Below are 24,671 nucleotides of genomic sequence, written 5' to 3' on the forward strand. Positions count from 1 at the left end.
GGGCGTCACGCGTGGGCAAAGTCGTAGGCCAGCACATCGGCAATGCGTGGCGTGCGGTTCATCGCCATCAGCAGGCGATCGACACCCACCGCCACGCCGGCACAGGCCGGCAACGCTGGCAACGCCGCCAGCAGCGCCTCATCCAGTGGCGGCTGCACCTGCCCGCGTTCGTGGCGGCGTTGCTGGTCGCGCCGGAAGCGGGCGCGCTGCTCGTCGGCGTCGTTCAGTTCGTGATAGCCGTTGGCCAGCTCCACTGCACCCAGGTACAGCTCGAAACGCTCGGCCAGCGGCGGCGTGCCGGCGCGGATGCGTGCCAGCGCGGCCTGGCTGGCTGGCCAGTCATGCACCACGGTCATGACCGCGTCATCGAAATGCGGCTGGATACGATGGGTCATCAACAGGTCGAGCCAGTCATCACGGGTCAATCCGACCGGGTCAATGTGCACCTCGCCCAACGCGGCACGCAGCGTGGACTCATCCGCCTCGAACGGATCCACGCCAAGGTGCTGCTGGAACAGCTCGCGGTAACTCAGCACGCGCAGGGTCGCACGGTGTCCAACCAGGGCCAGCGCCTGCCCGATCAGCTCGGCGGTCTCCTGTACCAGCCGATGGTGGTCCCAACCGACCCGATACCATTCCAGCATGGTGAATTCCGGGTTGTGGCGACCACCGGCCTCGCCATTGCGGAACACCCGGCCCAGTTCGTAACAGTCGCCCACGCCGGCAGCGAGCAGGCGCTTGAGCGGATACTCCGGCGAGGTGCGCAGCCAGCGGCGGCGTCCGCCGGCATCGACATGCCCGGTGAAGTCGGTATGGAAGCTGTCGATGTTCGGCTCGGTGTTGCCTGCCACCGACAGGATCGGCGTCTCCACCTCGAGCACATCGCGCTCTGCAAAGAAGCGGCGCACCAGCGCGTTGAGCGCGGCGCGCTGCTGCAGCGCGCGCAGCAGGGCCTCGCTCACAGGATGCCCTCCGGGCGCGGATGGTCGAGCGGCAGGGTCAGCAGATCGCGCGTATCGTCGATGTAGCCGCTGGCCAGGTACAGGCGGCGTGCCAGTTCGTTGTGGTGGTTCACTTCCAGGCGAAGGCGACTGACGCCACGACCGCGAGCGCGCTGTTCGCAGATGGCCAGCGCCTGCTTGCCGCGGCCACGACCGCGCGCACGATGGCTCAGGTACAGCTCGTCCAGCAGCATGAAGTGGCCGCCCTGCTCCAGGCTGAAGCCCATCGCGATCACCGCGTAGCCGACTACCTCGCCCGCCTCGTCCAGCCACAACAGCACTTCACCATTGCGCGGATCGGCCAGCAGCGCGTCCACGCCGCGACGCACGCGCGCGTCATCGAAGTCGATCCTGTCTTCGGCGTAGAACTCGCGCATCAGCGCGATCAACAGCTCCTCGTCGGCACGGGTGGCCAGGCGGAAATCCAGCGGGGCGGTCTGCATCGGTGTTCCTTTGTGTTTCATGCCGGGCGCGGGGACACCCGGCGGGATCGTCACTCGTGTTCGGCCAGATAGGCCAGCAGGCGGTCTTCGTCCCACACCGGCACGCCCAGCGACTGCGCCTTGTCCAGCTTGGAACCCGCTTCGCTACCGGCGACCACGAAGCTGGTCTTCTTCGAAACGCTGCCGGAGACCTTTGCACCGAGGGCCTCCAGGCGCTCCTTGGCGGCATCGCGGGTGAGCTGGGCCAGGGTGCCGGTCAGCACCACGGTCTGCCCATCCAGCGGGCCGGCCACGATCTCGGCCAGCGCCGGTGCCTTGGCCAGGATCTGCTGCATCGCCTTCTCGGCCGCCAGCAGCATCCCGCCGTGGCCCTCGCTGTCCAGCCACTGGGCCAGGCCACGCGCGGTGTCGTCCGGCAATCCTGCGTTGACGAACTGCCCATGCTCGGCGTCGAGCACCGCCTGGGCACCGGGCAACGCAGCCACCAGTCTCTCCGCGCGCAGGCGGGTGATGCCGGGAATCTCTGATTCGACCAACAGCTGCGCCAGGTCCAGCCCCTCGCGCAGCCTGGCGCTGGGCGCGTGCACATCGCTGATGCGGACCTGGCCGACCTGCAGCAGGTCATCGATGGCCTGCTGGTTGCCCTGCTGCTCGAAGAAGTGGCCGAGCGACCGCGCCACTTCGCCACCGATGTCCGGCACACGCTTGAACAATGGCCACGGCAGGTGGCGGATCAGTTCCAGGTCACCGAACCACTGCGCCAGCGCCTTGGCCGTGCTTTCGCCCACGTGCTCGATGCCCAGCGCGAACAGCAGCCGTTCCAGCGTGGCGGCACGACTGGCGTCGATGGCCGCGATCAGGTTGTCGGCCCACTTGGTCGCGATCTTCTTCGTGTTCCATTCGAAGCGGGCCGGCTGCGCCAGCGCCTGCGCGCGCCAGCCCGGATCGTTGCCGTCCAGCCTGAGCACCGCATTGAGCACCGCGCCACTGCCTTCAGCCGGCAGGTGCAGCTTCAGTGCGGCGGCCAGCGCCGAGGGATCTTCAGCGTCCAGCACCAGCTTCAGGTGCAGCAGCTGGTCACGACTGAGCCGGTACAGGTCGGCCACGCTCTTGACGATGCCAGCGTCGACCAGGGTTTCAATGTACTTGTCGCCCAGGCCGTCGATGTCCATCGCGCGGCGCGAAGCGAAATGGGCAATGGCTTCCTTGCGCTGCGCCGGGCAGGACAGCTCGCCCGAGCAGCGCCATGCGGCCGCCCCTTCCTCGCGCACGATCTCCGAGCCGCACACCGGGCAGCGCGTCGGCATCTGCCAGGGCGAGGTGTCCTGCGGGCGTCGGTCGAGGATGACGCTGACCACTTCCGGGATCACGTCGCCGGCACGGCGCACGATCACGCTGTCACCGACACGCACATCGAGACGTGCGATCTGGTCGGCGTTGTGCAGCGTGGCGTTGGACACGATCACGCCGGCCACGGCCACCGGTGCCAGCCGCGCGACCGGTGTGGCCGCACCGGTGCGGCCGATCTGGATCTCGATCGCCTCCACCGTGGTGCTCTGTTCCTGTGCCGGGAACTTGTGCGCGATGGCCCAGCGCGGCGCACGCGAGACAAAGCCCATCGCCTGCTGGCCGGCACGGTCATCGAGCTTGTAGACGACGCCATCGATATCGAACGGCAGGCCGTCGCGGCGCTCGCCGATATCGCGGTAGTAGCCGAGCAGGCCGTCGGTGCCTTCCACCACCTTGCACAGCGCGCTGACCGGGAAACCCCAGGCGCCGAGCTGCGCCAGCGTGCCCGAATGGGTATCGGGCAGCTCGCCGCCCTGCACTTCACCGGTACCGTAGGCAAAGAAGCTCAACCTGCGCTGCGCACTGATCTTCGGGTCGAGCTGGCGCAGCGATCCGGCCGCCGCATTGCGCGGGTTGGCCAGCACCTTGCCGCCGTGCATGCGCGCACGTTCGTTGTATGCCTCGAAATCGGCACGCGCCATGTAGACCTCGCCGCGCACCTCCAGCACATCCGGCCAATCCTTGCCGTGCAGGCGCTTGGGAACATCGCCGATCTCGCGCAGGTTGGCGGTCACGTCCTCGCCGGTACTGCCATCGCCGCGGGTCGCGCCGAGCACGAAATGACCATCCTCATAGCGCAGGCTGATCGCCAGGCCGTCCATCTTCGGCTCGGCCGAAAACTGCAGGCTGCGGCGGCCCAGTCGTTCATCGATGCGGCGCACAAAATCCGCCACTTCCTCATCGCTGAAGGCGTTGGACAGCGACAACATCGGCACCGCATGGCGGACTTCGGGGAAACGGCCGGAGGGACGCGCGCCGACCTGCTGGGTCGGACTGTCGGCCCGGGCCAGTTCCGGATATTCGCGCTCCAGTGCTTCCAGCTCGCGCACCATCCGGTCGTAGTCGATGTCGGGGATCTGCGGGGCGTCCAGCTCATGGTAGGCGCGGTTGGCCTGGGCGATCTGCCGGCGGAGATCTTCGGCGCGTTCGGCGGGGCTGGAGCTCATCGGAATCCGGTGGTTCTGGGATGGCCGGGGATTCTACCGCGCCCGGCCGTCAGGCCCTGTAATGCCCCCCCCTTCGCAGCGCCGAGCCATGCTCGACGGGCGCCCCCCCTGCCCTGGTGGATGCCAACCATCTCCCCGCCCCGGCAGGTGCCCAACCTTGGTTGGCACACCTGCAGCCGAGCATGGCTCGGCACTACAAAAAGCGGGCTTGCCGCCCACCGCAACCAGCGCTAGCGTGCGAAGGCTACTCCTCGGAATCCCACCCGTGACCCTGCCTGCTTCCCGTAGACGCTTCCTGCAACTGGCCGGTGCCGGCCTCGCTGTCGCTGGCAGCGGACTGCCGCGGCTTGGCCAGGCCCAACCTGCGGCCGCCGTCGCCCCGGCCCCTGCCGAAGGCGTGGTACTGCTGAACTTCAACGAGTGCCCCTACGGCCCCTCGCCGGCGGCCCAGCAGGCCGCGCGCGACAGTATCGCCAGTTGCGGCCGCTACCGCTTCGCCCTGGCCGCACAGGTGCGCGATGCCTTCATCGAGCAGGCACGTATTCCGGCCGACCACGTGCGCCTCTATCCCGGCTCAAGCGAGCCGTTGAACCGCGCCGCCACGGTGTGGACCGGGCCGCAGGCGGGATTGGTGGTGGCCGACCCGACCTTCGAGACGCTGGGCGAGGTCGCCGCTGCTCGCGGCGCCCATGTGCAGAAGGTGCCGCTGCGCGACGACGGCGCGCATGACCTGCGTGCGATGGTCGCCGCCGCGCAAGCGCGCCCGACCGGGCTGGTGTATGTGTGCAATCCGAACAACCCGACCGGTTCGATCAGCCCACCGGATGAGCTCGCCTGGCTGCTGGCCCACAAGCCCGCATCGACCCGCGTGCTGGTCGACGAGGCCTACCTGCAGTACAGCGAGCAGCCGAGCCTGATCGCGCAGGTAGCGCAGCGCGATGACCTGATCGTGCTGCGCACGTTCTCCAAGCTGTACGGCATGGCCGGCCTGCGCCTGGGCGTGGCGGCCGCACATCCCGACCGCCTGCGCGAACTGGCCAGCCTGGGCGACAACCCACTGCCCGTGCCAGCACTGGCCGCAGCACTGGCCAGCCTGCAGGATCCCCAGTTGATCGCGCAGCGGCGCCTGCAGAATGCCCAGGTGCGGCAGGCCACCATCGCGTGGCTGGGCAAGCGTGGTTTCAGCTGCGTCCCGTCGGAAGCGAACTGCTTCGTGGTGGATGTGCAGCGCGACGGTGCCGCCTTTGCCAAGGCGATGGCAGACAACGGCGTGATCATTGGCCGCAGCTGGCCGATCTGGCCACAGCGCGTGCGCGTGACCGTCGGCACCGAAGACGAAATGGCCGCATTCCGCCGTGCGTTCGCCAAGGTGGCCGGCGTACCGGCCTGACCCCGTTGGTGGGGGCGAACTTGGTTCGCCCCATCCACGCATGGCGTGGATCTGCTGTTGTGGATGCCGACCGTTGGTCGGGGTGGGTGCCGACCGTTGGTCGGCACGCCATGGGGCTCACCAGCGCGGGGTCTTGGTCAGCGGCGGTGCCTGGTGCTGGCGGTCGTAGGCACGCAGTTCGTCGCGGATGTGCGCGATGCGCTGGCGGCCCAGGGCATTGCGGCTGTCATCCAGCACCACGCCATCGAGCAGCTCGGCCATGCGCTGCACGGTCGGCAGCATCTTCTCCCAGGCATCAAGCGCGGTCAGCGGCGCCGGCAGGGTCAGGAAGAAGGCGATGGCCGGGGTTTCCATGGCACGGATGTTGGCCATGTCGAAGCTGCCCGGCTTCATGATGCTGGCCATCGAGAAGATCGGGCCGCGCTCGGGGTGGCCTTCCACCAGGCGGTGGAACACGTTCATGTGGCCGAATACCAGGCCGGTCTTCTCCGCCGCCACCACGATGTCTTCGCCGCGCAGCTGCTCGCCGGCACGGGCGGCCACGAACAGCGAGACGATCTTGTCGAAATCCTGGGTGGTGCGCTTGCCGAGGTCGTTGGCCGCGCCCGGATCGGTGTCGGCCAGGCCAAGTTCGGCCTGCTCGCCTTCGCCGCCCATGCCCGGTTCGACGCGGCCCTCGGCCACCACGACGCCGTCCTCGCCCAGGACCGGTTCGCGGCGCTCGCCACTGGTCGGTTCCGCGTTTTCCACGCGGCGCCCCTGGGGCTTTTTCTTCGGACGGCCAAACAGGAAGATCGCGGCGATCAACAGCAGGCCGGCGGCCAGGATGCCGATGCGCAACAGTGCCGTGTCGGACATTCGATAGGTTCTCCGGCTAATTCATTCAGGTAACTAGGATGGCACGTCAGGCCGCGCCCGCCAATCGCGCCGCTTCTTCCAGGTCCACACTGACCAGGCGGCTGACGCCCGGCTCACGCATGGTCACGCCCGACAGCTGGTGCGCGGCCTCCATCGTCGCCTTGTTGTGGCTGACGAACAGGAACTGCACCTTCTCGCTCATTTCCTTGACCATGTTGGCCAGGCGGCCGACGTTGGCTTCGTCCAGCGGCGCGTCCACCTCGTCCAGCAGGCAGAACGGGGCGGGATTCAACTGGAAGATGGCGAACACCAGCGCCACCGCGGTCATCGCTTTCTCGCCGCCGGACAGCAGCGAGATGCTCGACACGCGCTTGCCCGGCGGGCGCGCCATGATGGTCACGCCCGTGTCGAGCAGGTCTTCACCGGTCAGTTCCAGGTAGGCGTGGCCGCCACCGAACAGGCGCGGATACAGGGCCTGGACGCCGGCGTTGACGCGGTCGAAGGTGTCCTTGAAGCGCCCGCGGGTCTCGCGATCGATCTTGCGGATGGCATCCTCAAGTGTTTCCAGCGCCGTGGTCAGGTCGGCGTGCTGCGAATCCAGGTAGTCCGAACGCTGCGAAGCCTCGCCGTACTCGTGGATGGCGGCCAGGTTGACCGGCTCCAGCCGGCGCATGCGTGCGTCGATCTGGTGCACGGCCTGCTCCCAGTCGCCCAGGCGGGCGTTCTCGGGTAGTGCATTGAGCACGTCCTGCAGCACGAAGCCGGCCTTTTCCACCGCCGCCTGCAGGGTGTCGGCGCTGAGCACCAAGGCCTGCTGGTCGAGCTTGCGCTGCGAAATGCGCTCGCGCTGGGCCAACGCCTGCTCGTCGCGCTGGTGGCGGGTCTGCTCGTAGTTGCGCAGCTCGGCGTCAATGCCGTCCAGCAGCGTTCGCGCCTCGGTCAGCACACGGTCGGCCCGCACGCGCTCTTCCAGCGCGTTCTGGTGTTCGGCCTGCAGCGATTCGACCGGCGAATCCCCTTCGTCCAGCTGCGAGTGCAGCTCGCCCAGCCGCGCGTCCAGCTGCCCGCGCTGGGTGCCCATGCGTTCCAGCGCTTGGCTCAACGAGTCCAGCTGCGCGCGCTGCGATTCCAGGGTCAAGGCCAGCGAATGCGCGCGCTCGCGTACCGCGCGGGCGGCATCGCGGGCCAGGTCGCGGGCCTCGGTCAACTGCCGACGTTCGCCCTCCAGCCGCTGCCGGGTCGATTCCAGGTCGCCCATGCTGCTGACCGCACTCTCCAGCCGCGAGCGCGCTTCACGCGCCTGCTCGTTGTTGACTTCCAGCGTTTCCTGCAACTGCTTCAGCTCGCCCTCGATGCGGTCGATGCGGGTGCGTGCCGCTTCCACCTTGCCCTGCTGGCCCTGCAGCTGGCCGGCCAGCTCGGACACCGCGCGGTGGGCCTGGTAGAGCGCGCGCTGCGCGTCCTCGCGCTGCTGCTCGGCCGCCTGCAGCTGCTCACGGAAACCGCTCAGCTGCTCTTCCAGCTCGGCCTCGCGGTCCTGCAGCTGCTCGATCTGCTCACGCAGTTCGTTGATCTCACGCTCGCGCAGCAGCGCACCCTGCTCGGCGGCACCGGAGCGCGACACGCGCAGCCAGCCCTGGCCCAGCCGCTCGCCGCCCTGGGTGATGATCGAATCGCCTTCCGGCAGGCTGGCCTGCAGGGCCTTCGCCTCGGACAGGTCCTTCGCACCATGCAGGTGCGCCAGCAGCCGACGGATCGCCGCCGGGCCGCGCACGCGTGCCGCCAGCGAGGTCGACGCCACCTTCAGTTCAGCAGCATCGTCGGCGACCAGCGCAATGTGGCCTTCGCCAAGTTCGCCCAGCGCGCCGACCAGGCTGGCCGGGTCATCGACCAGCACGCCTTCGATCAGCTGGCCCAGCGCACTTTCCACCGCGTTCTCCCAGCCGGCATCCACGTCCAGGCGTTCGCCGACGCGCGCCGCCGAATCCAGCCCGCGCGCCTTCAGCCAGGCTACGGCTGCACCCTGCTCCTGGCCCAGCGCGGCCTGCTGCAGGGTTTCCAGCGAGGCCAGGCGACCGCGCAGGCCGTTGGCCTGCTTGCGCAGTTCAGCCAGTTCGTTCTGGCCATTGCGCTGCTGTTCCTGCACTGCCGTCACGCCCTGCTTGCGCAGCTCGACGTCTTCACTCAATTCATCCAGTGCGGCCTTCTGCGTGTCGTGCTGCAGGTGCAGCTGCTCGAAGGCTTCTTCCAGCGCGTCCACGTCCAGGCCTGCGCGTTCGGCGGCCAGGGCCTCGCGACGCCGGTCGGCGTCGAGGATCTGCTTGTCCAGGTAGTCCACGCGCGTGCGCTCGACATCGCCGGCGCGCGAGGCTTCCGAACTCTGCGAGGTGTGCTGTTCCCAGCGCTGCTGCCAGCTGGCCAGCCGCTCTTCAGCCTCACGCAGGCTTTCCTGCTTGATCTCGTTTTCTTCCTGCAGTGCTTCCAGCTGCGGAGTGGCGGCCTCCACCGCCTCGCGCAGCACCCTCAGTTTGGCCTCGTCGCCGCTGATGTGCTGGCCCAGTTCAGCCAGCGCCTGCTGGGTTTCATCGCGCGCCTTGTGCAGGCGCTGCGACAGCTCGCGCTGGTGCTGGATCTGCTGTTCCAGGCGCGCCAGCGTACTGCCGACCTGGTAGACCGCAGCCTGCGCGGTGTTCAGCGCGTCGGCGGCCTCTTCGCGCCGCGCGCGCGAGGTCTCGATGCGCGCCTCGGCATCACGCTGGTCGGCGATCAGCTGCTGCAGCCTGGTCTCTTCCTGCGACAGGCCTTCGCGCAGCTTCGACAGGCGCCCGTCGAGGCCGCGGAATTCCAGCGCCTTCCACTCGGCATCCTTGACCCGGCGCTCTTCCTGCAGGGCCTGGTACTGCTCGGCCTGCTTGGCCTGGCGCTTGAGGTGCTCCAGCTGCTTGCTGATCTCGTCGCGCAGGTCGCCCAGCCGGTCCAGGTTCTCGCGGGTGTGGCGGATGCGGGTCTCGGTCTCCTTGCGGCGCTCCTTGTACTTGGAGATGCCGGCTGCCTCTTCCAGGTACACACGCAGGTCTTCCGGGCGCGCCTCGATGATCTGGCTGATCATGCCCTGCTCGATGATCGAGTAGCTGCGCGGGCCCAGGCCGGTGCCGAGGAACAGGTCGGTGATGTCGCGGCGGCGGCACTTGGTGCCGTTGAGGTAGTAGTTGCTGGTACCGTCGCGGCTGACCGTGCGCTTGACCGAGATTTCGTTGAACGCGGCGTACTCGCCGGAGATCGTGTGGTCGGAGTTGTCGAAGATCAGCTCGACCGTGGCCTGCGACACCGGCTTGCGGGCATTGGAACCGGAAAAGATCACGTCGGTCAACGAGTCGCCGCGCAGGCGGCTGGCCGAGCTCTCGCCCATGACCCAGCGCACGGCGTCGATGATGTTCGACTTGCCGCAGCCATTGGGGCCCACCACGCCGGTCATGTTGGTCGGCAGGTGCAGGGTGGTCGGATCGACGAACGACTTGAAGCCGGACAGCTTGATCGTGGAAAGACGCATAGGGGTTCCGGACTGGGGCCGGCAAGCGGCCTGCGTTTACCCTCCAAGTCATTGATCCTGTTGGGATCGATGCCCGTGGAACGGGTGTGACGCCCTGAGTATACCGATGTGGCCGTGTTCTACGAATGGGCGTGGAACATTGCCCGGCCCTGCCCCGCCGGCCGCACGTGGCCCGAGCTGGCGAAACGGAACCATAAAACAAAACGGGCACCCTTGCGGGCGCCCGTTCTGCGGTGATGCCAGGCCTTGCGGCGTGGGATCAGGCTTCGGCGACGACGACGACCTTGACGGTGGTCTCGACGTCGGCGTGCAGGTGGACCAGCACGTCGTATTCGCCGATGTTGCGGAAGGCGCCTTCACCCAGGATGACTTCGCTCTTCTCCAGCGGCAGGCCGGCGGCAGTGAAGGCTTCGGCGATGTCGCGCGGGCCGACCGAGCCGTACAGCTTGCCTTCGGTCGAAGCGTTGGCGGCGATGGTCACGCTCGCGCCTTCCAGCTTTGCCTTGCGGCCTTCAGCTTCTGCGTGGATGGCCTGGGCCTTGGCTTCGTACTCGGCGCGCTTGGCTTCGAACTCGGCCTTGTTGCTCTCGGTGGCCGGCACGGCCTTGCCCTGCGGCACGAGGAAGTTACGGCCGTAGCCCGGCTTCACGTCGACCAGGTCGCCCAGGTTGCCGAGGTTGGTGACTTTCTGCAGGAGGATCAGCTGCATGGTATTGCTCCAGATGAGTTATTCGTTAGCGAGGCGATGCCCCGCAACAAAGGCTGTCCGAATAGCTGGCACAGCGGGGGCGGCACCGGGCCGCCCCGCCGGCATCAGACGTCGTGGTTGTCGGTGTACGGGATCAGGGCCAAGAAGCGGGCGCGCTTGACGGCGGTCGCCAGCTGGCGCTGGTACTTCGACTTGGTACCGGTGACGCGGCTCGGCACGATCTTGCCGTTCTCGGTCAGGTACTGGCGCAGGGTGTTGAGATCCTTGTAGTCGATCTCCTTCACACCTTCAGCAGTGAACTTGCAGAACTTGCGGCGACGGAAGAACTTGGACATGGGAAGGCTCCTTAGGCGGCGGAAGCGGCGTCGTCGCCGGCTTCGTTGTCAGCGGTGGTGTTGGACTCGCCTTCTTCGTCGTCACGACGACGGCGCTCACCGCGCTCCGGCTTGTCACCCTTCTCGTCCTTGCTCTTCATGATCAGCGACTGCTCGGTGTCAGCCTCGTCACGCTTGATGACCAGGTTGCGCAGCACGGCGTCGTTGAAGCGGAAGCTCTCGGTCAGTTCGTTCAGAACGGCCTGGTCGGCTTCGATGTTCATCAGCACGTAGTGGGCCTTCACCAGGTTCTGGATCGGGTACGCCAGCTGGCGGCGGCCCCAGTCTTCCAGGCGGTGGATGGTGCCGTTGCCGTTCTCGACCAGCGACTTGTAGCGCTCGATCATGGCCGGGACCTGCTCGCTCTGGTCCGGGTGGACCATGAACACGATTTCGTAATGACGACTCATGTTTTTTCTACCTTTCGGATGTGGCCTTGCGGCCGGACAGCCCCCCGCCGTTGAGACCGCGGTGGGGCAAGGATTCCCGCCAGGAAGGCAGGAAGCCGCGCATTATGGCGCAGATGGGGATGACGGGCAACCGGGGGCACCCGACCTTCTGAACCGGGGTGCCCTGCCCCGGTGCCGATCAAGGTCGGCACCCACCAGGCGGGTAGCGCCGGCCATGCCCGGCGGGCGCCCAAGCCGCGCGTCAGGCCTTGTCGGCGTCGGTGGTGAAGCTCTCGCCGCAGCCGCACTCGGCGGTGGCGTTCGGGTTGCTGAACGTGAAGGTCTCGCTCAGGCCATGCTTGCCGAAGTCGATCACGGTGCCGTCCACCAGCGCCAGGCTCTTGGCGTCGACATAGATCTTCACGCCGTCCTGGTCGAAGACGGTATCGCCCTCGCGCTCGTCGCGGGCCAGGTCGGTCACGTGGCCCCAACCGGAGCAGCCGGTCCTGGTCACGCCGAAACGCAGGCCCAGCGCGCCGGGGGTCTGGGCGACAAAGCGCTGCACGCGCTCGAAGGCAATGGGGGTCAGGCTGACGGCCATGGGGCTACTCCAGAGGTACGGGGACATTATAAGGAGCCGTTGCCGCGAAAAATGCCTCGCAAGCAGAACGCTGCAACCGGTAAACTCCCGTGTTCACAGATCGAGTCGATCAGCAGAGGATTCAAGTCATGACGGTGGTCAGCGTTGAACATGCGCTTGCCGGGAAGATCCCGGAAGGCGGCGAAGTCACGGTACGCGGATGGGTGCGCACGGTGCGCGGTTCAGCGAATCTGGCCTTCGTGAATGTGAGCGACGGCTCCTGCTTCGCCCCGATCCAGATCGTGGCCAACGACACCCTGGGCAACTTCGACGAGATCAAGCGCCTGACCAGCGGCTGCTCGGTCATCGCCACCGGCACCCTGGTGAAGTCGCAGGGCAAGGGCCAGTCGTTCGAGATCCAGGCCAGCGCCCTGGAAGTGGTCGGCTGGGTCGAAGACCCGCTCACCTACCCGATCCAGCCCAAGCCGATGTCGCCGGAGTTCCTGCGCGAAGTGGCGCACCTGCGCCCACGCACCAACCTGTTCGGCGCAGTCACCCGCATCCGCAACTGCCTGGCCCAGGCCGTGCACCGCTTCTTCCACGAGAACGGCTTCAACTGGATCAGCACCCCGATCATCACCACCTCCGATGCCGAAGGCGCCGGCCAGATGTTCCGCGTGTCCACCCTGGACATGGTGAACCTGCCGCGTGACGAGAAGGGCGCGATCGACTTCAGCCGCGACTTCTTCGGCAAGGAAACGTTCCTGACCGTGTCCGGCCAGCTGAACGTCGAGGCGTACTGCCTGGCGCTGAGCAAGGTCTACACCTTCGGCCCGACCTTCCGCGCCGAGAACAGCCACACCACCCGCCATCTGGCGGAGTTCTGGATGATCGAGCCGGAAATCGCCTTCGCCGACCTGGCCGAAGACGCACGCCTGGCCGAAGAGTTCCTGAAGTACCTGTTCCGCGCCGTGCTGAACGAGCGCAGCGACGACCTGGCCTTCATCGCCGAGCGCGTGGACAAGAACGCGATCACCAAGCTGGAAGATTTCATCAACGCACCGTTCGAGCGCATCGACTACACCGATGCGGTCAGCCTGCTGCAGAAGTCCGGCAGGAAGTTCGACTTCCCGGTGGAATGGGGCCTGGACCTGCAGACCGAGCACGAGCGCTGGCTGACCGAGGAGCATGTCGGCCGTCCGGTGGTGGTGACCAACTATCCGGAGCACATCAAGGCCTTCTACATGCGCCTGAACGACGACGGCAAGACCGTTGCCGCGATGGACGTGCTGGCCCCGGGCATCGGCGAGATCATCGGTGGCAGCCAGCGTGAGGAGCGCCTCGACGTGCTGGACGCGCGCATGGCCCAGTTCGGCCTGGATCGTGAGCACTACAGCTGGTACCGCGACTTCCGCCGCTATGGCTCGGTGCCTCACGCCGGCTTCGGCCTGGGCTTCGAACGCCTGGTGGTGTACGTCTGCGGGCTGTCCAACATCCGCGATGCGATCCCCTACCCGCGCGCCCCGGGCAGCGCGGACTTCTAAGCCCCACACGTCCACGGAGGTACGGCTCCCATGACCCTGTTCTTCGCCCTGTGTTTCGTCGGCGTTGCAGTGGCCGGGTTCAGTGCCTTCGTGATCTTCTGGCCGCTGACCCTGGTGCACGTTCGCGACCGCCATCCGGCGCTCGCCGAGCGCTTCGGCAGCGGCGCCTTCCTCAAGCCCGATGCCCTGGCCTGGCTGTTGCGCCGCGACTATCGCCAGCAGCCGGACCGCTCGCTGTCCGGGCTGGCGACGCCGGCCTGGGTATCGCTGCTGACCCTGCTGGCCGGACTGGGCATGGCCGCCCTGCTCTGGCTGGCCTCGCTCTGGTAACCCCCATGAATGACATTTCCGCCTCGCGCGACAGCTGGTGGCTGGCCAGCCTCGGCAACACCCTGATCTGGGCGCGCCTGCGCGTTCGCCCGGCCGGCACCGCTGAGGTGCTCGACAGCGACGGCAACACGCTGAGCTATGACAGCGAAGACACCGCCCGTTCGCAGCTGTTCGACGCCGAATTCGTCGAGTATGACGGCCTGGACGAGGAAGACGCGCTGGTGCGCGGCTTCAGCCTGCACGAAGTGCAGCCGCCGCAGGCCGACAACGACGAAGGCCTGCGCGGCCGCATGATCCAGTCGCTGGGCGCGCGCGCCTGATCCAGGCATGTTCACTCCACGCGCCTTCGCCGAGACCGACCTGCTCTGGCTGGACCGCCTGCTGGCGCGTGATCCATTCGTCACTGTGCTCACCCCCGGCAGCGATGGCCTGCCGGAGCTGACCCGGATGCCGGTGCTGTACCGGCGCGAGGGCGAGCGCATCGAGCTGCGCGGGCACTGGGCCCGCGCCAACCGGCAGTCGCGCCACGGCGGTGCGGCCAAGGTGCTGGTCGACGGACCACACGGCTACGTCTCGGCCAGCTGGTATCCGGACAAGGAGCCTGCCGCACGGGTGCCGACCTGGAACTACGCCGCCGCCGAGCTGCGTGGCCAGTTGCACACCTTCGACGACACCGATGCGCTGGCCGGGCTGGTCGGCGCGATCAGCGACCACTTCGAAGCCAGCGTCGGCCAGGCCTGGCAGTTCGATGCCACGCGTGCCGAACATGGCCCGGAACTGCGTGCCATCGTCGGCTTCCGTTTCCAGGTCGAACACGTGCAGCTGAAGCTGAAGCTGAGCCAGAACCATCCCGACGCCAACCAGCGCGCCGTGATCGCCGAACTGGAACAGCTGGGCACCCCTTCCTCCACCGAGTTGGCGCAGTGGATGCGCTGGCACCGCGAACAGGCCGCCCGCAGCGGCTGAACACCCCCGATTCCCGCGACGTCGCAGCTGGATGGCTGCGGTGCGCCCCCACCCGACGCCAGGGACCCGAACATGAAAGACATCCACAAGCTGCTGCAGAACAACCGCGACTGGGCCGACCGCATCGAGAAGGAGGACCCCGACTTCTTCCACCAGCTGGCCAAGCAGCAGCATCCCGAGTACCTGTGGATCGGCTGCTCCGATTCGCGCGTGCCGGCCAACCAGATCATCGGCATGGCGCCGGGCGAAGTGTTCGTGCACCGCAACGTCGCCAACGTGGTCGCCCACACCGACCTTAACTGCCTGAGCGTGGTGCAGTACGCGGTGGACCAGCTGAAGGTCAAGCACATCCTGATCGTCGGCCACTACGGCTGCGGCGGCGTGCATGCCTGCCTGCACAACACCCGCGTCGGCCTGGCCGACAACTGGCTGCGCCATGTCGGTGACGTGGTGCAGAAGCACCAGGGCATCCTCGACGCCATCGAAGACGACGAACTCAAGCACGCCCGGCTGTGCGAGCTGAACGTGATCGAGCAGGTCGCCAACCTCTGCCGCTCGACCATCGTGCTGGATGCCTGGGCCCGCGGCCAGAAGCTGATGGTGCACGGCTGGGTCTACAGCCTGAAGGACGGACGCGTGCGTGAAATGGGCATCGACGTCGGTTCGCTGGAAGAGCTGCAGCCAGCGTACGAAAAAGCGCTGTCCTTCGTGCCGCGCAAGGGCCGTCGCGACTGATCCCCACACGGATGACCACCATGCTCGCTCCACCGATCAACCTGCACGCCTGGATCGAAGAGAACCGCCACCTGCTGAAGCCGCCGGTGGGCAACAAGATGATCGACAACGGCGATTTCATCGTGATGGTGGTCGGCGGGCCGAACTCGCGTACCGACTACCACTACGACGAAGGCCCCGAGTGGTTCTACCAGCTCGAAGGCGAGATGGTGCTGAAGGTGCAGGAGGACGGCGCGGTACGCGACATCCCGATCCGCGCCGGCGAGATCTTCCTGTTGCCGGGCAAGGTGCCGCACTCGCCGCGGCGCCCGCCCGGGGGCATCGGCCTGGTGGTCGAGCGCAAGCGGCTGCCGCATGAGATGGACGGCGTGATCTGGCACTGCGAGCGCTGCAACCACAAGCTGCACGAAGAGTATTTCCCGCTGCAGAACATCGAAACCGACCTGCCCAAGGTGTTTGCGCGCTACCACGCCAGCCTGGAACTGCGTACCTGCAGCCAGTGCGGGCACGTGGATCCGCTGCCGGTGCCGGCGGCGGGCTGAAAGGCCGGTGGGCATGGCGATTGCTGTTACCTCCGCCGGGCATGGCCCGGCGCTACCGATGCGCGTGATCCCCAGGTAGCGCCGGGCCATGCCCGGCGAGCGCGCCGCGCGGCAGGCACGCCGCCAAGCGCTACACTGGCGGTCCCGTTGCAGCCTGTTGCCCGACCATGTCCGACCTGCTCAGCCGCACCCACGCCATCGCCCTGGACGCCGCCGATCCGCTGCGCCCGCTGCGTGGCGAATTCCTGATTCCGCGCCATGGAGGCGGCGAGCAGACCTACTTCGTCGGCAACTCGCTGGGCCTGCAGCCGCGCGGTGCGCAGGCAGCGGTGCAGGAAGTGATGAAACAATGGGGCGAACTGGCGGTGGAAGGCCACTTCACCGGCCCGACGCAGTGGCTGTCCTACCACCGCCTGGTGAGCGCGCAGCTGGCCCGAGTGGTCGGCGCACTGCCCAGCGAGGTGGTAGCGATGAACACGCTGAGCGTGAACCTGCACCTGATGATGGTCAGCTTCTACCGGCCGACCACGCAGCGCCCGGTGATCCTGATGGAAGCCGGCGCATTCCCGACCGACCGCCACGCGGTGGAAGCTCAGATCCGCTTCCATGGTTTCGACCCGGCCGAGTGTCTGGTGGAAGTGCAGCCGGACGAAGCCAACGGCACGATTTCGCTGGCCGCGATCGAACGCGCCATCGCCGAGCACGGCCCGCGCCTGGCGCTGGTGCTGTGGCCCGGCGTGCAGTACCGCACCGGCCAGGCCTTCGACCTCGATGCGATCACGCGCGCCGCACGCCTGCAGGGCGCACGCATCGGCTTCGACCTGGCGCACTCGGTTGGCAACCTGCCGCTGCGCCTGCATGAGGTGGCGCCCGATTTCGCCGTGTGGTGCCACTACAAATACCTCAACAGCGGCCCGGGCGCGGTGGCCGGCGCGTTCGTGCACGAGCGCCACCATCGCGACACCACCCTGCCGCGCTTTGCCGGCTGGTGGGGCCATGAGGAATCGACCCGCTTCCAGATGGCGCCCCAGTTCACCCCCGCCATCGGTGCCGAAGGCTGGCAGTTGAGCAATCCGCCGATCCTCGGCCTGGCACCACTGCGTGCCTCGCTGGACCTGTTCGAGCGTGCCGGCATGGAGGCGCTGCGCAGCAAATCGCTGGCGCTGACCGGCCTGCTCGAAGCACTGGTCCGCGCACGCCTGCCGCAGGTGCTGGACATCATTACCCCGGCCGATCCGCAGCGCCGCGGCTGCCAGTTGTCGCTGCGCGTGATCGGTGGCCGCGAGCGTGGCCGTGCACTGTTCGAGCACCTGCGCGGGATCGGCGTGCTCGGCGACTGGCGCGAGCCTGACGTGATCCGCATCTCGCCCACCCCGCTCTACAACCGCTACCTGGACGTGCACCATTTCGTCGAGGAAGTGGAAGCCTGGGCCGGCCTGTAAGCCGACCCCTCCCCTGCTGCTGGACAGTTCGTTGATCGCACACGCCTCCCGCTCGTTGAGCATTATCGGTGCCGGCCTTGCCGGGTCCCTGCTGGCCATCCTGCTGTCACGGCAAGGCTGGCGCATCACCCTGTACGAACGCCGTGGCGATCCCCGCATTGCCGACTACGAGAGCGGTCGTTCGATCAACCTGGCGTTGGCCGAGCGCGGGCGCAATGCACTGCGCCAGGCCGGCGTTGAAGACGAGGTGATGGCGCGCGCGGTGATGATGCGCGGGCGCATGGTGCATCCACGCGACGGCGAACCGCAGCTGCAGCGCTATGGCCGCGACGACAGCGAGGTGATCTGGTCGATCCATCGCAGCGATCTGAACACCACGCTGCTGGAACTGGCCGAACAGGCCGGTGCCACCGTGCACTTCCATCGCCGCCTGCATACCGTGGATTTCGATGCGGGCTACGCGCGTTTCATCGATGACCGTGACGACAGCCCGCACGACATCCGCTTTGACACCCTGATCGGTGCCGACGGCGCGGGCTCGGCACTGCGCGCGGCGATGAACCGTCGTGCGCCGCTGGGCGAGGACATCGCCTTCCTTGACCATTCGTACAAGGAACTGGAGATCCCGCCGGCCGCCGACGGCGGCTTCCGCATCGAGCGCAATGCGCTGCACATCTGGCCGCGCGGCCACTACATGTGCATCGCGTTGCCCAACCACGAAGGCACTTTCACGGTCACCCTGTTCCTGCCCAACCAGGGCGATCCCAGCTTTGCCACGGTCAACACCGGCGCGCAGGCCGAGGCGCTGTTCGCGCGCGAGTTCGCCGACACCCTGCCGCTGATTCCCAACCTGCGCAAGGACTGGGAACAACACCCGCCGGGCCTGCTCGGCACGCTCACCCTGGAACGCTGGCATCAGCAGGGCCGCGCCGTACTGATCGGTGACGCCGCGCATGCGATGGTGCCGTTCCACGGCCAGGGCATGAACTGCGCATTCGAGGACTGCGTTGCACTGGCCCGCCAGCTGATGGAGGCCGATGACCTGGAAAGCGCGTTCGCCGCGTTCGAAGCCGAGCGCAAACCGAATGCACGTGCCATCCAGCAGATGGCGCTTGAGAACTACCTGGAGATGCGCGACCGCGTAGCCGACCCTGCATTCCTGCTGCAACGCGAGCTGGAGCAGGAACTGCAGCGGCGCTGGCCGACCCGCTTCGTGCCGCATTACACGATGGTCACCTTCCTGCACACGCCCTACGCCGAGGCGCTGCGCCGCACCGAACTGCAGCGCGACCTGCTGGTTGCAGCCACCGCCGGTCACGATTCACTGGACAACATCGACTGGGCCGCACTGGAAACGCAGGTCCACGCGCAGTTGCCGGTCCTGGAGGGCGCGCACTGATGGCAGACAGCTTCCTGTTCTACGACCTGGAAACCTTCGGCCAGGACCCGCGGCGCACGCGCATCTCGCAGTTCGCCGCGATCCGCACCGATGCCGACCTCAACGAGATCGACACGCCGGTCAGCTTCTTCGTGCGCCCGGCAGACGACCTGCTGCCCTCGCCGATGGCCACCCTGGTCACCGGCATCACCCCGCAGCAGGCCCTGGCCGAGGGCATCAGCGAGGCCGAAGCCTTCGACCGCATCAACGAGCAGCTGTCGCGCCCCGGCACCTGCGCACTTGGCTACAACACCCTGCGCTTCGACGATGAGTTCGTCCGCTACGGGTTGTTCCGCAACTTCCACGATCCCTACGAGCGCGAGTGGCGCAATGGCAATTCACGCTGGGACCTGCTGGACATGCTGCGGCTGATGCGCGCGATGCGCCCGGACGGCATCCGGTGGCCGCTGCGCGAAGACGGCGCCACCTCGTTCAAGCTCGAGCACCTGGCCGAGGCCAACAACGTGCGCGAAGGCGATGCGCACGAAGCGCTGTCAGACGTGCGCGCTACCATCGGCATGGCTCGGCTGTTCAAGCAGTCGCAGCCGCGCCTGTGGGAGTACGCACTGAAGCTGCGCGACAAGCGCTTCGTCGGCGGCCTGCTGGACGTGGCCGCGATGAAGCCGGTCCTGCACATTTCCATGCGCTACCCTGCCAGCCGCCTTTGCGCCGCACCGGTTCTGCCCTTGGCCGTACACCCGACCATCAACAACCGGGTGATCGTGTTCGACCTGGAAGGCGAGATCGACGACCTGCTGGAGCTGCCGCCCGAGGTGATCGCACAGCGCCTGTACATGCGGGCCAGCGAGCTGCCCGAAGGCGTGACACGCGTACCGCTGAAGGAAGTACACCTGAACAAGGTGCCGGCACTGATCGCATGGAACCACCTGCGCGCCGACGATCATGCGCGCCTCGGCCTGGACGTGGCCGCGATCGAGGCCAAGGTGGAACGGCTGCGCGCGTTCGCTCCACAGCTGGCCGAGAAGGCACGCCAGGTCTACAACCAGCCCCGCGTCGCGACCGTGGCCGATGTCGATGCCTCGCTGTACGACGGATTCCTCGGCAACGGCGACAAGCCGCTGCTCGCGCTGGCACGCACCACCGCGCCGGAGCAGCTGGCCGCGCTGGAAGGCCGCTTCCGCGACCCGCGCCTTCCAGAGCTGCTGTTCCGCTACCGCGCACGCAACCATCCCGGCAGCCTCGCGCCGGCTGAACACCAGCGTTGGCAGGATTACCGCCGCCAGCGCCTGCTCGGCGACGGCGGCCTGGGCGAACTCAACCTGCCCCAGTACCAGCAACAGCTTGATGCACTGGCCGCCGAAGCGCCCGGCGACGCGCGGCGCCAGGCCCTGCTGCAATCGTTGCGCGACTGGGGCCAGCACCTGCAGGAGACGCTGTGAGCACCTATTTCTCGGACGCCAGTTTCAAGTTCCTGCGCAGCCTGGCGCGGCACAACGACAAGACCTGGTTCAACGACCACCGCCAGCAGTATGAAGACCACGTCCGGCAGCCGTTCCTGCGCCTGCTGGGCGACCTGCAGCCGGCACTGGCCGAGGTCAGCGAGCACTTCCGCGCCGATACCCGCGGCGTCGGTGGCTCGCTGTTCCGCATCCACCGTGACGCGCGCTTTTCCAACGACAAGTCACCGTACAAGACCTGGCAGGGTGCGCGCCTGTTCCATGAGCGCCGCCGAGAGGTGGCCGCGCCGTCCTTCTATGTGCACCTGCAACCCGGCGAGAGCTTCGTCGGCGCCGGCCTGTGGCATCCGGAACCGGAAACCCAGCGCCGCGTGCGCCATTTCATCCTCGACAACCCGGGCAGCTGGAAGGCCGCCGCGCACGCGCCGGCCCTGCGCAAGCGCTTCGATTTCGAGGAGAGCGAGAAGCTGGTGCGCCCCCCTCGTGGCTTCCCGGCCGACTTCGAGTTCATCGACGACCTCAAGCACCGCAACTGGGTGATGTGGCGCTCGCTGGATGACGCCACGATGACCGGCCCACGCCTGCTGTCCACGCTGGGCAAGGACCTGGCCGCGCTCGGCCCGTTCGTCGACTACCTGTGCGCTGCGCTGGACCTGGAATTCTGATGTCGCAGAATCTTCCGCTGGCCCGCCAGCGGCGCGTGCTCGGCCGCACCGGCCTGGCCGTTTCACCGATCGGCCTGGGCTGCTCCGGCTTCTGGGGTCATCGCCGCTTCCCCGAGCATGAGGCGGCTGCCGTGGTCGAACATGCGCTTGCCCACGGGGTGAACCTGCTCGATACCGGTCACAACTATTCCGGCTTCCATGCCGAGCCGCGCCTGGGCCGCATCCTGCGCCCGTTGCTGAAGCAGTACCCGCGCGATTCACTGGTGATCTCAAGCAAGGGCGGCACGCTGACCGGCCAGGCCGGCATCAGCGGCGCCGAGCAACGCAACTTCTCGCCCGCGGCCATCACCGCCAGCTGCGAGGCGTCGCTGCGCAACCTCGGCCTGGACCATCTTGATGTCTACCAGCTGCATGGCGCCAGCGAACACGACATCAGTGACGACCTGCTGGCGGCACTGCAGCGCCTGCGCGAACGTGGGTTGATCCGGTACACCGGCATCAACACCCACTCGGCCTCGACCCTGCGCTGGATGATCGCCCATCCGGACGCCTTCGATGTGGTACTGCTGGACTACAGCGCCCTGCAGCAGGACCGAGAACCGCTTATCGATCGGCTGCAGGCAGTGGGCATCGGCGTGCTGGCCGGCACCGTGCTGGCGCAAGGACACCTGCTGCCCGCGCGTGCGCGCCTGCCACGGCTGGCCGATGGCTGGTATCTGGCGCGCGCGTGGCTGAAGCCCAGCAGCCGCCAGCTGATGCGCAGTGCCCGCCAGATGCGGCGCGCTGTGGCCACGATCCACAGCCAGCGCCCGGCCCAGACCGCCTTCGCCTATGCGCTGGGCCATCCCGGCGTTGCCAGCGGCATCCTCGGCACCACCCGCACCCGCAGCCTGGACGAAGTGCTGGCGACGCGGCTGGAGGCGCTGACTCCGGCGGAACGCCAACGGCTGGTCGATGCCTTCGGTGATGGCCGTGGTTCGCCCAGTCAGTGAGTCTTCACCCGGCACTGCCGCCGTTGCGGCAGTCTGTCCGGCATGAAGAAGCTCACCGCACTGCTTGTGCTGCTGGTCCTGGCCTTGGCGGCCTGGTGGTTCGGCGGCCCGTACCTGACCGTCAATGGCCTGTCCAAGGCCATCGAGCAGCGCGACACTGCGCGCCTGGAGCGCTACGTCGATTTCCCGCGCGTGCGCAGCAGCCTGCGCGCGCAGCTCAATGACTACCTGGTGCGCCAGGCCGGCCCAGACGTGGCGGCCAGCCCGTTCGGTGCCCTCCTCTACGGCCTCGGCGACCAGCTCGGGGGGGCCGCGGTGGACACCCTGGTGACCCCGACCGGGATCGGCGCGATGCTGCAGGGCCACGTGCTGTGGAAGCGTGGCCGCAATGAACTGCAGGGTGGCGACGCCTTCGGCGCAACTGAACCGGCGCGGCCGTTGAAGAATGCCGAACATCATTTCGAAGCGCTGGACCGCTTCGTGATCGATGTGGATCGCGGCCCCGGTCAGCCACCGATGAAGGTGGTGCTGGAGCCGCAGGGCCTGCGCTGGAAAGTGGTGGACCTGCAGTTGGGGATGTCGGGCAGCCCGTAGCCCCATGCCGCTGCGCTCGCCGGACATGGCCCGGCGCTGCCGCCGCCTCATACCCCGCTCTGGTAGACGCGCACCTTGGTGGGCGCGGCTGCGCCGCGATGCCAACCAGGGTTGGCAGCTACCGGGCTCAGCCCTCGTTGGCGACGCCGTGCGGCACGTGGCCGGCGGCTACATGCTCGCGGGCGCTGTCGATGTTGTGCTGCGAATCATCGAAGAAGATGTCGGCACCGAAGGCCTGCAGGAACGGCCCCTTGTGCCGGCCGCCGAGGAACAGTGCTTCGTCCAGGCGCACGCCCCACTCCCGCAGGGTACGGATCACCCGCTCGTGCGCCGGGGCCGACCGCGCGGTCACCAGTGCGGTACGGATCGGCGCGCTGTCGCCAGCCGGGAACACTTCCTGCAGCGTGTGCAGGGCCGACAGGAAGCCGCGGAAGGGGCCGCCACTGAGTGGCTCGCGGGCGCGTTCGCGTTCGTGGCGGCCAAAGGCTTCCACGCCCTGCTCGCGCGAAATGCGCTCACTCTCGTCACCGAAGATCACTGCGTCACCGTCGAAGGCAATGCGCAGCTGGCCGGCCGGGCGACCGGTATCGATCTGGTCGGCCGCTGCCGCAGCGGTCTCGCCCGGTGGTTTGGGCAGGATGGTCGCCGCCGCGATGCCATGGCGCAGCGCACTGCGCACCGATTCCGGGTTGGCCGACAGGAACAGGTCGGTGCCGAACGGCTTCACATACGGCCAGGTCGGCTCGCCAGCGGTGAACGTCGCACGGATGATGCCCAGGCCGTAATGCTGAATCGAGTTGAAGATACGCAGGCCGGTATCGGCCGAATTGCGCGACAGCAGGATCACCTCGACCCGCGGGTTCTCCGGGCTGGCGCCCTGGTTCAGTGCCAGCAGCTTGCGCACTACGGGAAAGGCCACGCCGGGACCGAGGATGTCGTCCTCATGTTGGCGCTGGAACTCGGCATAGGCCGCCACGCCATCGCTCTCGAACAGCGCGTGGCTTTCCTCGAGGTCGAACAGCGCGCGCGAGGTGACCGCGACGGTCAGCAAACGGGGGGAGTTGTCGCCCATCGGTGGGGGTCCTTCAAGCGGTCGGCGGGGCCGGCCGCCCATTGTCCTCAAAAAACGAACTGTTCGCTCAGGATCCGGTCTTCCAGGTTGTGCTCCGGGTCGAACAGCAGGGTCACACGACGGTCCCTCGACTCGCGGATGGTCACCTCGACCACATCGCGGGTCTCGTGCGAATCAGCGGTGACGCTGACCGGACGCTTGTAGGGGTCGAGCACGCGGAAGCGCACTTCGGTGTCGGCCTTGAGGATCGCCCCGCGCCAGCGTCGCGGCCGATACGGCGCCAGCGGCGTCAGCGCGATGGTATGCGACCCCAGCGGCAACACCGGGCCGTGCGCGGAATAATTGTAGGCGGTACTGCCGGCCGGGGTGGCCACCAGCACGCCGTCACCGATCAGCTCGGCCACCCGCTCCTGGCCGTTGAGGTCGATGCCGATATGGGCCGCCTGCCGGGTCTGGCGAAGGAGCGAGACATCGTTGTACGCCAGCGAGCCGGTGCTGGTCCCCGACTCCGTCAGCGCCACCATTTCCAGTGGGCGCAGGTTGGCCGGTTCGGCACGCGCAATGCGGGCCTGCACGTCATCGTCGCCGCGGTACTGGTTCATCAGGAAGCCAACGGTGCCCAGCTTCATGCCGAACACCGGCTTGCCCAGGTGCCCGTGCCGGTGCAGGGTCTGCAGCATGAAACCGTCGCCACCCAGCGGGCACAGCACGTCGGCCTGCTCGGGCGCGTGATCGCCATAACGCGAGATCATCGCCGCGCGGGCCATCTGTGCAGGTTCGGCGGTGCTGGCCAGGAAAGCGATGCGGGGGGTGTCGCTCATCAGGCGTGGGGCCCTGGAAGTGTGGATAGAGCATACCTCGCCACTGCTCCAACGCAACTGAGGTTGCCGATTCCAATGCTGCCTGTCTGACTTCCGATTCCCAAGCGATGCCCTCCTCTGCACGCCACCAAGTAGAACGCCTGGGCGACGGCGGCCACAGCCCTCCAGAACCGGCCTACGCCCAAGGCTGATTGTTCCTTCGCTCCCTGGATGTGCGGGGAAACAATCGCGTTGGGTCCGATACCAACTACATCGTGGATGACGGAAGCCGCACTTTTGCGGGCAGCCGTGACCGCTTGGCA

Annotated in this window: 24 protein-coding genes; 13 read left to right on the forward strand and 11 right to left on the reverse strand. The window is 67.5% G+C overall.

Going from position 1 to position 24,671, the window contains the following annotated elements; genetic code table 11:
• Window positions 1-5: 5 nt before the first annotated feature.
• Genes epmA through ligA form a run of 3 tightly spaced genes read right to left on the reverse strand, consistent with a single transcriptional unit; the run spans window position 6 to window position 3,960 of the window.
• Complete coding sequence (gene epmA / locus PEM_RS10915) at window positions 6-962, reverse strand: EF-P lysine aminoacylase EpmA (protein ID WP_111127387.1); 957 nt, start codon at window positions 960-962, stop codon at window positions 6-8.
• Complete coding sequence (locus PEM_RS10920) at window positions 959-1,444, reverse strand: GNAT family N-acetyltransferase (protein WP_010480482.1); 486 nt, start codon at window positions 1,442-1,444, stop codon at window positions 959-961. Before PEM_RS10920 ends, epmA begins: the two co-directional genes overlap by 4 nt.
• A 50-nt stretch (window positions 1,445-1,494) precedes the next feature.
• Window positions 1,495-3,960: an NAD-dependent DNA ligase LigA gene (ligA, locus tag PEM_RS10925; RefSeq protein WP_111127389.1), complete on the reverse strand. Its 2,466-nt coding sequence runs from the start codon at window positions 3,958-3,960 to the stop codon at window positions 1,495-1,497.
• Between the two features lie 265 nt (window positions 3,961-4,225).
• Between ligA and PEM_RS10930 the strand changes: the two genes are divergently transcribed.
• A complete protein-coding gene (locus tag PEM_RS10930) occupies window positions 4,226-5,350 on the forward strand; it encodes a pyridoxal phosphate-dependent aminotransferase (protein ID WP_065178621.1) in 1,125 nt (374 codons plus the stop codon).
• A gap of 117 nt (window positions 5,351-5,467) precedes the next feature.
• Here the strand turns inward: PEM_RS10930 and zipA are convergent, their stop codons facing one another.
• The 6 genes from zipA to PEM_RS10960 all read right to left on the reverse strand — a co-directional run bounded on the left by zipA (window position 5,468) and on the right by PEM_RS10960 (window position 11,831).
• Window positions 5,468-6,208, reverse strand: a complete 741-nt coding sequence (gene zipA, locus PEM_RS10935) for a cell division protein ZipA (protein WP_111127391.1) — start codon at window positions 6,206-6,208, stop codon at window positions 5,468-5,470.
• A gap of 46 nt (window positions 6,209-6,254) precedes the next feature.
• The gene (gene smc / locus PEM_RS10940) at window positions 6,255-9,758 is read right to left on the reverse strand and encodes a chromosome segregation protein SMC (protein ID WP_111127393.1); all 3,504 of its coding nucleotides are present in this window, start codon (window positions 9,756-9,758) and stop codon (window positions 6,255-6,257) included.
• Between the two features lie 259 nt (window positions 9,759-10,017).
• Entirely contained in the window at window positions 10,018-10,467 is a 450-nt protein-coding gene (gene rplI, locus PEM_RS10945; protein ID WP_005417398.1) for a 50S ribosomal protein L9, read from the reverse strand.
• Window positions 10,468-10,571: 104 nt separating this feature from the next.
• Window positions 10,572-10,802 carry a 30S ribosomal protein S18 gene (gene rpsR / locus PEM_RS10950; RefSeq protein WP_002804494.1) on the reverse strand — a complete coding sequence of 77 codons (231 nt, stop codon included), beginning with the start codon at window positions 10,800-10,802 and terminating at the stop codon, window positions 10,572-10,574.
• A gap of 11 nt (window positions 10,803-10,813) precedes the next feature.
• A complete protein-coding gene (gene rpsF, locus PEM_RS10955; protein WP_005417400.1) occupies window positions 10,814-11,251 on the reverse strand; it encodes a 30S ribosomal protein S6 in 438 nt (145 codons plus the stop codon).
• A 241-nt stretch (window positions 11,252-11,492) separates the two neighbouring features.
• On the reverse strand, window positions 11,493-11,831 hold the full coding sequence (locus PEM_RS10960) for an iron-sulfur cluster assembly accessory protein (RefSeq protein ID WP_005417401.1): 339 nt from the start codon (window positions 11,829-11,831) through the stop codon (window positions 11,493-11,495).
• 128 nt (window positions 11,832-11,959) lie between these two features.
• Between PEM_RS10960 and asnS the strand changes: the two genes are divergently transcribed.
• The 12 genes from asnS to PEM_RS11020 all read left to right on the forward strand — a co-directional run bounded on the left by asnS (window position 11,960) and on the right by PEM_RS11020 (window position 22,476).
• Window positions 11,960-13,354 carry an asparagine--tRNA ligase gene (gene asnS, locus PEM_RS10965; RefSeq protein ID WP_065186192.1) on the forward strand — a complete coding sequence of 465 codons (1,395 nt, stop codon included), beginning with the start codon at window positions 11,960-11,962 and terminating at the stop codon, window positions 13,352-13,354.
• 30 nt (window positions 13,355-13,384) lie between these two features.
• The gene (locus PEM_RS10970) at window positions 13,385-13,684 is read left to right on the forward strand and encodes a hypothetical protein (protein ID WP_005417403.1); all 300 of its coding nucleotides are present in this window, start codon (window positions 13,385-13,387) and stop codon (window positions 13,682-13,684) included.
• A gap of 5 nt (window positions 13,685-13,689) precedes the next feature.
• Window positions 13,690-14,004, forward strand: coding sequence for a hypothetical protein (locus tag PEM_RS10975; protein WP_005417404.1), 315 nt, complete (start codon window positions 13,690-13,692; stop codon window positions 14,002-14,004).
• A gap of 7 nt (window positions 14,005-14,011) precedes the next feature.
• Window positions 14,012-14,650 carry an FMN-binding negative transcriptional regulator gene (locus tag PEM_RS10980; RefSeq protein ID WP_005417405.1) on the forward strand — a complete coding sequence of 213 codons (639 nt, stop codon included), beginning with the start codon at window positions 14,012-14,014 and terminating at the stop codon, window positions 14,648-14,650.
• 72 nt (window positions 14,651-14,722) lie between these two features.
• Window positions 14,723-15,385, forward strand: coding sequence for a carbonate dehydratase (gene can, locus PEM_RS10985; protein WP_005417406.1), 663 nt, complete (start codon window positions 14,723-14,725; stop codon window positions 15,383-15,385).
• Between the two features lie 20 nt (window positions 15,386-15,405).
• Window positions 15,406-15,927 carry a 3-hydroxyanthranilate 3,4-dioxygenase gene (locus PEM_RS10990; protein ID WP_032954300.1) on the forward strand — a complete coding sequence of 174 codons (522 nt, stop codon included), beginning with the start codon at window positions 15,406-15,408 and terminating at the stop codon, window positions 15,925-15,927.
• 167 nt (window positions 15,928-16,094) lie between these two features.
• Window positions 16,095-17,369, forward strand: a complete 1,275-nt coding sequence (kynU, locus tag PEM_RS10995; RefSeq protein ID WP_005417408.1) for a kynureninase — start codon at window positions 16,095-16,097, stop codon at window positions 17,367-17,369.
• 31 nt (window positions 17,370-17,400) lie between these two features.
• Window positions 17,401-18,768: an NAD(P)/FAD-dependent oxidoreductase gene (locus tag PEM_RS11000; protein ID WP_111127397.1), complete on the forward strand. Its 1,368-nt coding sequence runs from the start codon at window positions 17,401-17,403 to the stop codon at window positions 18,766-18,768.
• Entirely contained in the window at window positions 18,768-20,207 is a 1,440-nt protein-coding gene (gene sbcB / locus PEM_RS11005) for an exodeoxyribonuclease I (RefSeq protein ID WP_065197221.1), read from the forward strand. Before PEM_RS11000 ends, sbcB begins: the two co-directional genes overlap by 1 nt.
• Window positions 20,204-20,890, forward strand: a complete 687-nt coding sequence (locus tag PEM_RS11010) for a DUF2461 domain-containing protein (RefSeq protein WP_053500718.1) — start codon at window positions 20,204-20,206, stop codon at window positions 20,888-20,890. Before sbcB ends, PEM_RS11010 begins: the two co-directional genes overlap by 4 nt.
• Window positions 20,890-21,882 (forward strand): aldo/keto reductase, encoded by a 993-nt coding sequence (locus PEM_RS11015; RefSeq protein ID WP_111127399.1) that lies wholly within the window; start codon window positions 20,890-20,892, stop codon window positions 21,880-21,882. Before PEM_RS11010 ends, PEM_RS11015 begins: the two co-directional genes overlap by 1 nt.
• A 42-nt stretch (window positions 21,883-21,924) precedes the next feature.
• A complete protein-coding gene (locus PEM_RS11020) occupies window positions 21,925-22,476 on the forward strand; it encodes a DUF2939 domain-containing protein (protein WP_095379107.1) in 552 nt (183 codons plus the stop codon).
• A 127-nt stretch (window positions 22,477-22,603) separates the two neighbouring features.
• On the opposite strand, the gene PEM_RS11025 is transcribed toward PEM_RS11020, so the two are convergent.
• Complete coding sequence (locus PEM_RS11025; RefSeq protein WP_005417414.1) at window positions 22,604-23,548, reverse strand: 5'-nucleotidase; 945 nt, start codon at window positions 23,546-23,548, stop codon at window positions 22,604-22,606.
• A 47-nt stretch (window positions 23,549-23,595) separates the two neighbouring features.
• Complete coding sequence (locus PEM_RS11030) at window positions 23,596-24,369, reverse strand: NAD kinase (RefSeq protein ID WP_005417415.1); 774 nt, start codon at window positions 24,367-24,369, stop codon at window positions 23,596-23,598.
• Window positions 24,370-24,671 lie beyond the last annotated feature (302 nt).

It is taken from the genome of Stenotrophomonas sp. Pemsol, from assembly GCF_003586545.1.
Classification (GTDB): domain Bacteria; phylum Pseudomonadota; class Gammaproteobacteria; order Xanthomonadales; family Xanthomonadaceae; genus Stenotrophomonas; species Stenotrophomonas sepilia.

Bases quoted from the DNA above. Each gene is read 5' to 3' on its own strand.
- PEM_RS10920 (WP_010480482.1), bottom strand. From the start codon at position 1,444: ATGCAGACCGCCCCGCTGGATTTCCGCCTGGCCACCCGTGCCGACGAG.
- ligA (WP_111127389.1), bottom strand. From the start codon at position 3,960: ATGAGCTCCAGCCCCGCCGAACGCGCCGAAGATCTCCGCCGGCAGATC.
- zipA (WP_111127391.1), bottom strand. From the start codon at position 6,208: ATGTCCGACACGGCACTGTTGCGCATCGGCATCCTGGCCGCCGGCCTG.
- smc (WP_111127393.1), bottom strand. From the start codon at position 9,758: ATGCGTCTTTCCACGATCAAGCTGTCCGGCTTCAAGTCGTTCGTCGAT.
- rplI (WP_005417398.1), bottom strand. From the start codon at position 10,467: ATGCAGCTGATCCTCCTGCAGAAAGTCACCAACCTCGGCAACCTGGGC.
- rpsR (WP_002804494.1), bottom strand. From the start codon at position 10,802: ATGTCCAAGTTCTTCCGTCGCCGCAAGTTCTGCAAGTTCACTGCTGAA.
- rpsF (WP_005417400.1), bottom strand. From the start codon at position 11,251: ATGAGTCGTCATTACGAAATCGTGTTCATGGTCCACCCGGACCAGAGC.
- PEM_RS10960 (WP_005417401.1), bottom strand. From the start codon at position 11,831: ATGGCCGTCAGCCTGACCCCCATTGCCTTCGAGCGCGTGCAGCGCTTT.
- asnS (WP_065186192.1), top strand. From the start codon at position 11,960: ATGACGGTGGTCAGCGTTGAACATGCGCTTGCCGGGAAGATCCCGGAA.
- PEM_RS10970 (WP_005417403.1), top strand. From the start codon at position 13,385: ATGACCCTGTTCTTCGCCCTGTGTTTCGTCGGCGTTGCAGTGGCCGGG.
- PEM_RS10975 (WP_005417404.1), top strand. From the start codon at position 13,690: ATGAATGACATTTCCGCCTCGCGCGACAGCTGGTGGCTGGCCAGCCTC.
- PEM_RS10980 (WP_005417405.1), top strand. From the start codon at position 14,012: ATGTTCACTCCACGCGCCTTCGCCGAGACCGACCTGCTCTGGCTGGAC.
- can (WP_005417406.1), top strand. From the start codon at position 14,723: ATGAAAGACATCCACAAGCTGCTGCAGAACAACCGCGACTGGGCCGAC.
- PEM_RS10990 (WP_032954300.1), top strand. From the start codon at position 15,406: ATGCTCGCTCCACCGATCAACCTGCACGCCTGGATCGAAGAGAACCGC.
- kynU (WP_005417408.1), top strand. From the start codon at position 16,095: ATGTCCGACCTGCTCAGCCGCACCCACGCCATCGCCCTGGACGCCGCC.
- sbcB (WP_065197221.1), top strand. From the start codon at position 18,768: ATGGCAGACAGCTTCCTGTTCTACGACCTGGAAACCTTCGGCCAGGAC.
- PEM_RS11015 (WP_111127399.1), top strand. From the start codon at position 20,890: ATGTCGCAGAATCTTCCGCTGGCCCGCCAGCGGCGCGTGCTCGGCCGC.
- PEM_RS11020 (WP_095379107.1), top strand. From the start codon at position 21,925: ATGAAGAAGCTCACCGCACTGCTTGTGCTGCTGGTCCTGGCCTTGGCG.
- PEM_RS11025 (WP_005417414.1), bottom strand. From the start codon at position 23,548: ATGGGCGACAACTCCCCCCGTTTGCTGACCGTCGCGGTCACCTCGCGC.
- PEM_RS11030 (WP_005417415.1), bottom strand. From the start codon at position 24,369: ATGAGCGACACCCCCCGCATCGCTTTCCTGGCCAGCACCGCCGAACCT.